Origin of the sequence: Sedimentibacter saalensis, assembly GCF_007830175.1 — a bacterium.
GTDB classification, from domain to species: Bacteria; Bacillota; Clostridia; order Tissierellales; family Sedimentibacteraceae; genus Sedimentibacter; species Sedimentibacter saalensis.
On the sequence record NZ_VLKH01000007.1, the window covers coordinates 171,327 to 182,490 of the forward strand.

The 11,164-nt window shown below is 36.7% G+C and carries 10 protein-coding genes; 7 read left to right on the forward strand and 3 right to left on the reverse strand.

Features of this window, described 5'->3' with window-relative positions:
• Window positions 1–275: 275 nt before the first annotated feature.
• Window positions 276–1,661 (forward strand): AmmeMemoRadiSam system protein A, encoded by a 1,386-nt coding sequence (amrA, locus tag LY60_RS12690; RefSeq protein ID WP_145084421.1) that lies wholly within the window; start codon window positions 276–278, stop codon window positions 1,659–1,661.
• Window positions 1,658–2,485 (forward strand): AmmeMemoRadiSam system radical SAM enzyme, encoded by an 828-nt coding sequence (amrS, locus tag LY60_RS12695; RefSeq protein ID WP_145084424.1) that lies wholly within the window; start codon window positions 1,658–1,660, stop codon window positions 2,483–2,485. The genes amrA and amrS overlap by 4 nt, the downstream gene beginning before the upstream one ends.
• 132 nt (window positions 2,486–2,617) lie before the next feature.
• Here the strand turns inward: amrS and glnA are convergent, their stop codons facing one another.
• Window positions 2,618–4,045, reverse strand: a complete 1,428-nt coding sequence (glnA, locus tag LY60_RS12700; RefSeq protein ID WP_145084426.1) for a type I glutamate--ammonia ligase — start codon at window positions 4,043–4,045, stop codon at window positions 2,618–2,620.
• A 198-nt stretch (window positions 4,046–4,243) separates the two neighbouring features.
• Here glnA and LY60_RS12705 point away from each other — a divergent pair, with 198 nt between their 5' ends.
• Together LY60_RS12705 and LY60_RS12710 are read left to right on the forward strand one after the other, a co-directional pair.
• Window positions 4,244–5,053: a DUF368 domain-containing protein gene (locus LY60_RS12705; RefSeq protein ID WP_170226214.1), complete on the forward strand. Its 810-nt coding sequence runs from the start codon at window positions 4,244–4,246 to the stop codon at window positions 5,051–5,053.
• A gap of 415 nt (window positions 5,054–5,468) precedes the next feature.
• Window positions 5,469–6,956, forward strand: coding sequence for a carbon starvation CstA family protein (locus LY60_RS12710; RefSeq protein ID WP_145084431.1), 1,488 nt, complete (start codon window positions 5,469–5,471; stop codon window positions 6,954–6,956).
• A 53-nt stretch (window positions 6,957–7,009) separates the two neighbouring features.
• On the opposite strand, the gene LY60_RS12715 is transcribed toward LY60_RS12710, so the two are convergent.
• The gene (locus LY60_RS12715; protein WP_145084434.1) at window positions 7,010–7,945 is read right to left on the reverse strand and encodes an ArsA family ATPase; all 936 of its coding nucleotides are present in this window, start codon (window positions 7,943–7,945) and stop codon (window positions 7,010–7,012) included.
• An 8-nt stretch (window positions 7,946–7,953) separates the two neighbouring features.
• A complete protein-coding gene (locus LY60_RS12720; RefSeq protein ID WP_145084437.1) occupies window positions 7,954–8,247 on the reverse strand; it encodes a DUF7990 family protein in 294 nt (97 codons plus the stop codon).
• Between the two features lie 371 nt (window positions 8,248–8,618).
• On the opposite strand from LY60_RS12720, the gene LY60_RS12725 reads away from it, so the two are divergent.
• The 3 genes from LY60_RS12725 to LY60_RS12735 all read left to right on the forward strand — a co-directional run.
• Window positions 8,619–9,152, forward strand: a complete 534-nt coding sequence (locus LY60_RS12725) for a DUF8052 family protein (protein ID WP_145084440.1) — start codon at window positions 8,619–8,621, stop codon at window positions 9,150–9,152.
• 56 nt (window positions 9,153–9,208) lie between these two features.
• Complete coding sequence (locus LY60_RS12730) at window positions 9,209–10,828, forward strand: carbon starvation CstA family protein (RefSeq protein ID WP_145084442.1); 1,620 nt, start codon at window positions 9,209–9,211, stop codon at window positions 10,826–10,828.
• 90 nt (window positions 10,829–10,918) lie between these two features.
• On the forward strand, window positions 10,919–11,164 hold a 246-nt coding region (locus tag LY60_RS12735; protein ID WP_145082957.1), incomplete at its 3' end, for a helix-turn-helix domain-containing protein.

An 11,164-nucleotide genomic window follows, 5' to 3' on the forward strand; every position in this document is an offset into this window, starting at 1 on the left:
GTTACGTATGTTTAGAATTGTTTTCCCAATATGTAGGGGAGGATCTTGTATCCTCCCGCAGAATTTTGAATTACATGATTATGTTATTGTTGATTTAATCCTTCCGGGCGGACACGAGGTCCGTCCCTACGATTTGTGGAGAGACAGGTTTGTCAATGGTTTAAAGAGCGTACTAAAACGCTCTTTTTTAAATTGAAATGAATTTTCTGAGCTTATTGTTTAAATTACTGAAAATAGGTATAATAATATAAAAAACTCTAACAAGGAGTGATAAAATGCCAATAAAAGAAGCATTCATCTTGCCACATCCGCCTCTTATAATACCTGCAATCGGCGGAGGACAGGAAATTAAAATCAAAAAGACAGTTGAGGCTTATGAAAAAGTTGCCCATAGAATAGCAGAAATAAAACCAGATACTATTGTATTGACAACTCCACATTCCATTATGTATTCAGACTACATCCATATTTCACCGGGAAGAGGAGCAAGCGGAAGTTTCAAGGAATTTGGTCATGGACAGATAAGTATGCATGTTGAATATGATGTTGATTTTGTGCAGCAATTATCCCTATTGGCTGAACAAAGCAATATTCCGGCAGGAACACTGGGAGAAAAAAACAAAAATCTCGATCATGGAGCAATGGTTCCATTGTATTTTGTAAATAAATACTTCAATGATTACAAGCTTGTGCGCATTTCCATATCAGGACTTACATACATAGACCACTACTCATTCGGAAAATTAATAAGCAAGGTTTCTGACGAAAGCAGTAAGAATGTCGTGTTTATAGCAAGCGGAGATCTGTCTCACATGCTTAAGGATGAAGGGCCTTATGGTTACAGGGAAGAAGGTCCCATATTTGACCGTGAAGTTACACAGGCCATGAGAAACGGTGACTTTTTAAAATTTATGAAATTTGATGAAGAGTTCTGTGAATCTGCTGCAGAATGCGGGCTAAGGTCATTTATAACCATGGCAGGTTCACTTGACGGCAAGGAATTAAAATCAGAGCTTTTGTCATATGAAGGACCTTTTGGCGTGGGATATGCTGTTGCAGCTTATGAGGTAACAGGCAATGACAGTGAAAGACATTTTGATGAAGTTTATAAAAAAGAAGAACAGTCAAAAATTGATAACCTCAAAAAAGAAGAAGACAGCTATGTGAACCTTGCAAGGAAGACACTTGAAAGCTATGTCTCCAATCACAAAAAAATTAAAAAAACAAATGACCTGGATGACGAACTTTTAAAAAATAAAGCTGGAGTATTCGTTTCATTGAAACTTGACGGACAATTGAGAGGCTGTATCGGAACAATTGCTCCCACAACAAGCTGCATCGCCGAGGAAATCATTCAAAATGCCATAAGTGCCGGTACGGAAGATCCAAGGTTTTATCCTGTAAGTGAAGAAGAACTTCCGCGTATTATTTACAGCGTTGATGTTCTTGGAGAACCTGAAGCAATCCAGTCAATGGAAGAACTTGACCCTGAGCGTTACGGAGTTATTGTAACAAAGGGGACAAGAAGAGGGCTTCTCCTGCCTAATCTTGAAGGGATAAACACACCTTTGGAGCAAGTTGGTATTGCACTTAAAAAAGCAGGAATATCAGAACATGAAAGTTATTCCATGGAACGGTTTGAGGTGGTGAGGCACAAATGAAAATAACGTGCAGCACATGCCCGCACCTCTGCAGTATTGATGAACATCAAGTAGGGCTCTGCAAAGCCAGAAGCAACCAGGAAGGAAAAATTATACCCATAAATTACGGACTGCTCACTAGCATTGCGCTGGACCCCATAGAAAAAAAGCCTCTGATGCGCTTTCATCCCGGAAGTAAAATATTGTCTGTGGGAAGCTTTGGATGTAACCTTAAGTGTCAGTTCTGCCAGAATCATGAAATTTCCATGGCCTCAAAAGAAAAAGCAAATGCACGCTATGTGCCGCCGGAAGACCTGGTCATGGCTGCAGTAGATTTGGTTTCCAGGAATAACATAGGAATAGCATACACATACAACGAACCACTTGTGGGATATGAATATGTGAGAGACTGTGCTAAGCTTGCAAGAGAAAAAGGCCTTAAAAATGTAGTTGTGACAAATGGATGTTTTCTAAAGGAGCCCATGAATGAAATTATGCCATTAATTGATGCCTTCAACATAGATTTAAAAGGCTTCACAAATGAATTTTACAAAAAAATAGGCGGGGATCTTGAAATAGTGAAAAATTTTATAGCCCTTGCAGCAGAATCAAGCCACGTGGAAGTTACAACTCTCATAATACCGGATGAAAATGACAGTGTAGAAGAAATTGAAAACTTGTCAAAATTCATTGCTGGTGTAGATGTAAACATGCCTCTTCACATATCAAGATTTTTTCCTTGTTATAAAATGCAGGACAAAAATCCGACAGAAGTAGAAAAAGTTTATAAGCTTGCTGACATTGCCAGAAAAAACCTTAACTATGTCTACGAAGGAAACTGCTGATAAACACTTAACTCCGGGGATTAACTCCGGGGACGTACCCTGAAATCAACTCAATTCAAAAAATGCTCTGTTAAGAATCAACTTAACAGAGCATTTTTAATAAGTAACTGAAAGGTACGTCCCCGGATTATGTTATAAGTCGTAGTACATTCCGAATTCTGCAGGATTTGGAATTAGTGAAACAGCTCTTGCTTCGTTTCTTTTTTGTTCAGCCCAGATTTCAAGAAGACGTTTTGGAAAAACATTTCCTGCCAGCAAAAATTCATAATCATTTTCCAATGCCGTAATAGCTTCATCTAAACTTGAAGGAAGAGATTTGATTTTTTGTTTTTCTTCTTCAGGAAGGTTGTACAAATTTACGTCATATGGTCCGTATCCGCCTTCAACAGGATCGATTTTATTTAATATTCCGTCTATTCCTGCCATAAGCATTGCCGAATATGCCAGGTAAGGATTTGCAGTGCCGTCTCCTGCTCTGTATTCAAAACGTTTCTTTTCAGGCTTCACAGCATATCCGGGAATTCTTATGACCGCGCTTCTGTTGGAACTTGCAAAGCATATGTTCACAGGTGCTTCGTATCCGGGAACCAGTCTTTTGTAGCTGTTAGTGGAAGGGTTAGCCAAGGCACTTATTGCAGGGGCGTGTTTTAAAATTCCTCCTATAAAGTACATGGCAGTGCTGCTCAAATCGGAGTAGTTTCCCTTTTCATAAAATACAGGCTGGTTGTTTTTAAACAAATGCATGTGTACATGAAGGCCGTTGCCTGCTTCACCATACAGTGGTTTAGGCATGAAGGTGGCGGACTTTCCGGCCTTGAAAGCGGCATTCCTGACAATGTATTTTACAAGCATGGTCTTGTCTGCCATTTCCCTCAAGTTTCCAAATTCAACTTCTATTTCAACTTGTCCCGGTCCTGCAACTTCATGGTGGTGATACTTTACCTTTACTCCTCGTTCTTCAAGAAGCATGCAAATTTCACTTCTTAAATTGTAAAGATCATCAAATGGAATATCAATGTGATATCCTCCCTTGTGCGGAACATTGAATCCTAAATTGTCATTATCCTTGCCGCTGTTCCAGTCTGCTTGTTTGGCATCAATTCTGAAACCGGTTTTATGAGGGGATGTTTCATAGCTAACGTGGTCGAAAACAAAAAATTCAAATTCAGGACCAATACGTATTTCATCAGCAATACCTGTTGAGTGCAGATAATCTTCAGCTGCCTTTGCAATTACTCGCGGATCCTGGTCAAAAGTCGTGTGTGGATTGCCAATTACATATACATCTCCTATCATATTGATGGTAGGCACAGAGCAAAAGGGGTCAGTGAAAGCAGATGTTAAATCAGGAATAAAAACCATGTCGCTTTTTTCAAGTGGTGCAAAGCCATAGTTAGAAGCGTCAAAGCCTATTCCGCTTGCAAGAGTTTCTTCCGTAAACCTTTCTGCAGGTATGGTAAGATGACGCCAGCGTCCGGATAAATCAATCATTTTGAAATCAATCATCTCCACACCGTGTTCCTGGATGTAATGTCTCAGTTCTTCACAATTTTTAAACATATTTACCTCCGTTAAAATTAGCAACTTATGCATCATTGTTATAATTATACCAATAAGTACCATGGAAGTCAAAGAATTATGAAAATGTTTTCTACACTGGAGTTTCATTTTATTTTGACCATTAAATCATTTTAGGTTGATATAAGTGGTAATCTTTTGTATAATCTAATGGTGGCAATATTAATCGAGGTGTTGAGAATGAATTTTATTATTGGTTTTTTAAAAGGTCTGGCAATGGGCGCAGGTGCCATAGCTCCAGGTGTAAGCGGCGGAGCTCTGGCAGTAATTTTTGGATTGTATGACAAGCTTGCAAATTTCATTGCCCATTTGAACAAAAACTTCAAAGAAAATCTGATGTATTTTTTGCCTGTTGGAATAGGCGGGATTGCAGGCATATTGGTTTTTAGCAGAGTAATTGAATACCTGTTCAATTTTTATGAAATAGAAGTGAGGTATGCTTTCGTAGGACTCATGCTTGGTACATTGCCATCTGTTGTGAAGCAAGCCAACAGGAGGGGGTTTAAAAATAAATATCTTGTACTTTTCCTCATATCCTTGTTCCTCACAATTTTACTTACATATCTTGAAAACAATGCAATAAATATTATAAGAGATGTGCAGACAACTCCTTTATATTTGATTATTTACGGAGCAATAATAGGATTTGGTACTATTATTCCCGGAATAAGCGCATCAATAATCCTTATGTACATAGGAGCATATGAAGCAGTTATAGGAGCAATTTCAAACATAAACATATTCATGCTTTTCTACCTGGGTATAGGATTCGGTCTGAGCATTTTGTTGTTTGCAAAACTGATTTCAATGCTTTTTCAAAAAGCATACGGCTATACATACTATACAATATTGGGACTTGTTATAGGATCTATTTTTTCTATTTTCCCGGGATTTAATTTAACGCTTGATTATGCTTTGAATTTTTTTATTTTGATTGCTTGCTTTTATCTCACATATTCTCTCAGCAGGTACATGGGAACAGACAGATAATGTCTGGAAAAAATTAATTGATTTACAAATTTATGATTATAATTACAAATGAAATTTATAATTATAAAATACATTTAAAACGCAACACTAAAACAGCTGGTACATGGGCGTTGGACGCTTTCAGACAGCTGTTTTTATTTTTAAACTCTAAATTAAACGTTTAAGTACAAGGTTTTCCTGGAAAAAAATAGTGTTGACAGACATTGAACAGAATAGTATAATACGTTTTGTCAGCTGAATACTGTACAGTAAATAGAAACAAATTAAAATTATTGTTTGTGAAAAGGTTATGAAATTGCAAATGATTTTAATAAATCAAATGCATAAAGGTTACATTTTTAACAATAAATTTTATGCTGAAAAATACATAATCCTTACGAGGATTATATTCTAATAATACTAAAAGGAGAAACATATGACGACATTTATAATCGGATTGGCAATTTTGCTTGTCGGAGGATTAGTTTACGGTAAATATTGTGAAAAGGTCTTCGGACCGGATGACAGAAAAACACCAGCTGTTGCGAAGGCTGACGGCGTTGACTTTGTTGCCATGAAATCTTGGAAAAACAGTTTGGTAAACTTGCTGAACATTGCAGGCACAGGACCTATACTTGGACCAATACAGGGAATTTTATTTGGACCTATTGCATTTCTTACTATTCCAATAGGATGTGTTTTAGCAGGATCAATGCATGACTACTTTGTAGGAATGATTTCCATGAGAGAAGGCGGAGCACAGCTTCCTAAAATGATTGATAAATATCTCGGAAAGAAAATTCGAGGAGTATACAACGTATTTATTTGGATATTGATGATATTGGTTGGAGTTGTATTTGTTTACACACCTGGGGATTTAATAGTTAAAGAACTTATCGGACAAGAATCAGTTGCTTCAAATCCTACCATGTGGATGGTTTACGGCGGAATATTCCTTTATTACCTGGTAGCAACATTATTCCCGATAGATGCAATAATTGGAAGAGTTTATCCGTTGTTTGGAGCAATATTAATCATATCAGCAATTGGTGTTCTGTTTGGAATACTTGCTGACGGTGGAGCAAACTTAACAAACTTATCTTTCACAGGAACTATGTTTTCACAGCATCCAGGCAAACTTCCTTTCGTACCGGTATTCTTCATAACAGTTGCATGCGGTATAATGTCAGGCTTCCACGGAACTCAGACAACTTTGATTTCACGTACTATCAAGACAGAAAAAGAAGGAAAAATGACTTTCTTCAACATGATGCTTGCTGAAGGCTTCATAGCAATGGTATGGGCTGCTGGAGCAATGGTGTTGTTCAACAGAGGAACAGAAGTTTCAACTAACGCAACTTTGATGATAGGTGTTATTTCAAGAGAATTCTTAGGATCTGTCGGAGCATTGTTTGCAATACTAGGCGTTATAGTTCTTCCTATAACATCAGGAGACACAGCATTCAGAGGATTAAGACTTATGATTGCTGAGCAGTTCAACATAGATCAGTCAAAAAAAGGAAAAAGAATTGCTGTAACACTGGCAATATTTGTTCCTGCAATAATAATACTGGTTTACGCAAAAATGAATCCATCAGGATTTAACATTCTCTGGAGATATTTCGCATGGACAAACCAGACAGTTGCAATATTTGCATTGGCCTTGGTTACAATATACCTGAAGCTTAACAAAAAGAACTACTGGATTTCATTGATACCAGGAATGTTCTACACATTCATAATAACAAGCTACATTCTTCATGCACCAATTGGGTTTGGTCTTGAATCAAGATTAGGAATGAATCCTGAAAGCTATGCTATTTCATATGTGGTGGCAGGAGTGCTCACATTGCTTTACGGATGGTACACTTTAAAGCTTTCTGAAAAAAGAAAAGATATTATAGCAAGCACTGTATTAGATTAATTTTGAAAAACCATCTGCATGATTGCAGATGGTTTTTTTGAATTATGGTGGAACTATTTAAAATCTTTGAATTTTGCAGCAATTTCTCCTATGTTATCTGATTTCATATCTTCTGCAAGCATGGGGAGTTTAAATATTTTTTTATGTTTGAATTTTTCTGAAATAATGTCCAGGTATTTTAATTCCTGTTCTTTTTTGTTCTTCCAGAAATCGTCGTGCATGTTGTCAGGAAGTATTTTGTTGATTATTATGCCATCAACTGAAATGTTGTATTTTTCCAATATATTTATGGCTTTCATTGTTTCGTCTATAGGAAGTTTTTCTGCATTTATTACAAAAATAAAGGACAAAAGTTTATCATCCATCATGATTTTCTTTGCAAGATTTATTTTATCAAGTCTTCTTTTCAGTATTTTAATGACCTCATCCTTTTCTGCTTCAGACTTGTCAGCGTAGCCGTTGTGGTTAGCCATGGACATCAATGAAACAGACTTTTGCCTTTTGTTGATTAATGTTTCAAGCCAAGCTCCCAACAGCTCCGGAAGTGTCAAAAGTCTCACTGTGTGTCCTGTAGGAGCGGTGTCAAAAATTATTCGGTCGTATTCCTTTACTTTTTCTGTAATAATATCTATCATTTTATCAAATAAAGCAGCCTCTTCTGTTCCGGGAGAAACAGAGGCAGCATCTATCTGTTTGTTGATTTCTTTTACAATTACGGGGCTGACAACATTCTTAAGACTTTTTCTGACACTGTCCATATAAAGCTTGCTTTCTTTCTCGCCGCTTATTTCTATGGCGTCAAGATTGGGCATGATGTTTGTAATTGTATCTGCAATGTTCTTTTCAAAAATGTCAGAAGTAGAGTGGGCTGGGTCTGTTGACACCAGCAGTGTTTTTAATCCCAAGTCTGCCGAAAAAACCGCATAGGAAGCACTGCAGGTTGTCTTGCCTACACCGCCTTTTCCTCCGAAAAATATTATTTTGTTCATAATCCCTCCTATACATCAAAACCGTAGTCTGACCATTTTTCTTCCCACACATACAGCCTGTTTATCATCCTCTGCTGCCAGCCGTCAAGGTCGTCGGCAATGAGAGGGAGAAGTTCCAGTGAGTAATAGGTTGTTGGTATGGGAATTCCCAAAATGTCTCCAAAGCACAAAAGGATGAACTCATCCATTTCATTGTGTGCTTCTTTAAAAAGCATTGATCTGGATTTCCTGTTGAAGTCTGTTGCGGCTCCAAAGAATAACCGGATATTTTCCAATATGTCCTTCAATTTATCTTTGTCCAATAAATCATCCTCCTGAGAAACGATTTCCTTACAGTGCTTGTATTTTTTATTTATTTTATTTTAATATCATAATAAAGTCAATGATTTTTATAGACTAAATTTCAGAACAGGACAAATTTAAAACAGCAAAATTTGTCGAAAGAAATCTATTTTTATAAATTTGATGTTTGCAGTTTTAAGACATATGGAAAAAAGCATGTGTTCTAAAGTAACAAATTACACACATACATATTAACAAAAGATTAAAAAATGCAGATGGAATTATCTTAAAGTAGAGTTAATAAGTTGAAAACGTTTTAAATTTTTAATTGACTAATGTCATCAATGGTGATAAAATGCAGTTGTGAGGATATTAATGCATACGGAGTGCAATGATATTACTAAATGAAAAAGAGGCTGAAATGGATTTTGCTCAATATATTGAAATGATAGAAAATAAACTGAGAAGCAGTTTTGATATTTCAAAAAATTATATCATTAATGATGTACAGTACGATTTATATGCTGAATTTCACTTGAGAAACGAAAAATATGTTGCAGTAAAAAATGCTGTCATATATGCCTTTGAAAACAACGAATATTGCCTTATTAAACACTTCAAAAATCTAAATAAAACTGACTATATGAACTTAACAGAATCAATGATTAAATCTGTGGAATCAATTGTTAAACCCTCCAACGAACACATGTCCAGCATCATAACAGGAGTAATGGTTGCTGATAATATTTCTAATGAAGATTTAGAATTTATTGTAGAAGCAGTAAGACGGTTTAAATTTGGAAAAAGTTTTGCACTTGGATTCAAGGGCTGGGCCGACATACGATTAATGTTGGTCTCACTTGATGAAGGTCTAATATCAACAAATAAAAAGGGAAAGGAGGTCAGTAAGGTTTATAGCTTTTAGTTCCAAATGTTAATGTTTTGCAATCGTTTCTATTTTATTTTAAAGGAGGTTTCTTTATGAATGCATTATGGTTAGTTCTTTTAAGTATTGTATGTTTTATTGTTGCTTATGTTACTTATGGTGCCTGGCTGGCAAAGCAATGGGGCATCGACCCTTCCAGAAAAACTCCTGCAGAAGAAATTAATGATGGAATAGACTATGTTCCAACAAAACCAGCTGTTCTCCTCGGTCACCACTTTGCTTCTATAGCAGGAGCAGGGCCAATAAATGGACCTGTTCAGGCGGCCATATTTGGATGGGTTCCTGTACTTCTTTGGATAATTATTGGAAGTATATTTGTGGGAGGAGTTCATGACTTTGGAGCATTGTTCGCATCAGTGCGTCACAAGGGTAAATCTATAGGTGAAGTTATTCATGCCAATATGGGTAAAAAGGGTATGATGTTGTTCTCAATATTTGCATGGCTAACACTGTTGCTGGTTGTTGCAGCATTCACAAACATAGTTGCCAGCACATTTGCTGCGGTACCAGCAGCAGCTTCATCTTCGCTGATGTTCATTTTACTTGCTGTAATATTTGGCTGGGCAGTGTACAGAAAAGGGTTATCATTGAAGGTAGGAACAATAATCGGCGTAATTCTCCTGTTCACATGCGTGTGGCTGGGATATGTGTTCCCGCTTGCATTAAGCGTTAATACATGGATAGTAATATTGATGGTGTATATATTTGTGGCTTCAACAGCTCCTGTATGGATTTTGCTGCAGCCTAGAGATTATTTGAATTCATTCTTGTTGTATGCCATGATTGCAGGCGCAGTACTAGGAATAATAATTTACAGACCAGGCATTCAACTCAAGGCATTTACAGGATTCACTGTAAACGGACAATTCTTGTTCCCAATGTTGTTTGTAATAGTAGCATGCGGCGCAATTTCAGGTTTCCACTCATTAGTAGGCTCAGGTACAACATCAAAACAAATTGCCAATGAAAAAGATGCAAAGACTATCGGTTACGGTGCAATGCTCATTGAAGGCGTCTTGGCTACTGTAGCTTTAGTAACGGCAGCTTATGTATCACAGGGTGATTTGACAGAACTTCTGAAAGGCGGACCTGTTAATGTATTCTCAAACGGTGTTGGAACGTTCATGTCTAAATTTGGTATTCCGTTTGCCATAGGTAAATCATTTGTAGCATTGGCAGTATCAGCATTTGCTTTAACAAGCCTTGACACTGCAACAAGACTTAATCGTTTCATATTCCAGGAATTTTTCGAAAATCCTGAAAAAGAAAAACAGTCAGTCTTTACAAATATGTATGTTTCCACAGCTATAACCGTAATTATCGGCGGATACCTAGCTGTTGGAGGATATTCAAAAATATGGCCTATATTCGGTTCAGCAAACCAGTTGCTTGCAGCACTGGCATTGCTTGCTATAGCAGTATGGCTGAAAAACACTGGAAAGAACTATCACATGCTGGTAATACCAATGGTTTTCATGCTTGTTGTAACATTGAGTGCTTTGCTGTTACTCATCAGATCCAATTTCATTGCCGGAAATTACCTGCTGGTAATATTCCCTGTTTTGCTTTTCGTTCTTGCAGTTATTCTGGCTAAGGAAGGTTACAGCATTATCTTCAAGAAAGATGACATTGGTAAGGCTTCGAATTCAAATTAGCAATATTGAAAATCCTGCAAATGATATGATACTTCCAAAGTAGACAGTCTAATTAATTAAAATTAGATTATCTACTTGGAGGTATTTTTTATGGGCAGAAAAACTAAACATAGTAAAGAAATTAAGATTCAAGCATGTAAGAATTATGAAAAAGGTAATGGTAGCTTTGAAAGTATTGCGAAATCAGTCGAAGCTGATGAAGCATCTGTACGTCGTTGGTATCTAAGATATAAAGAACATGGACCTAGTGCATTTGAAACATCAAATAGAAATAGTTCATATAGCAAAGAATTTAAATTGTCAGTAGTTGAAGAATATGTAATAGGTAATATTTCA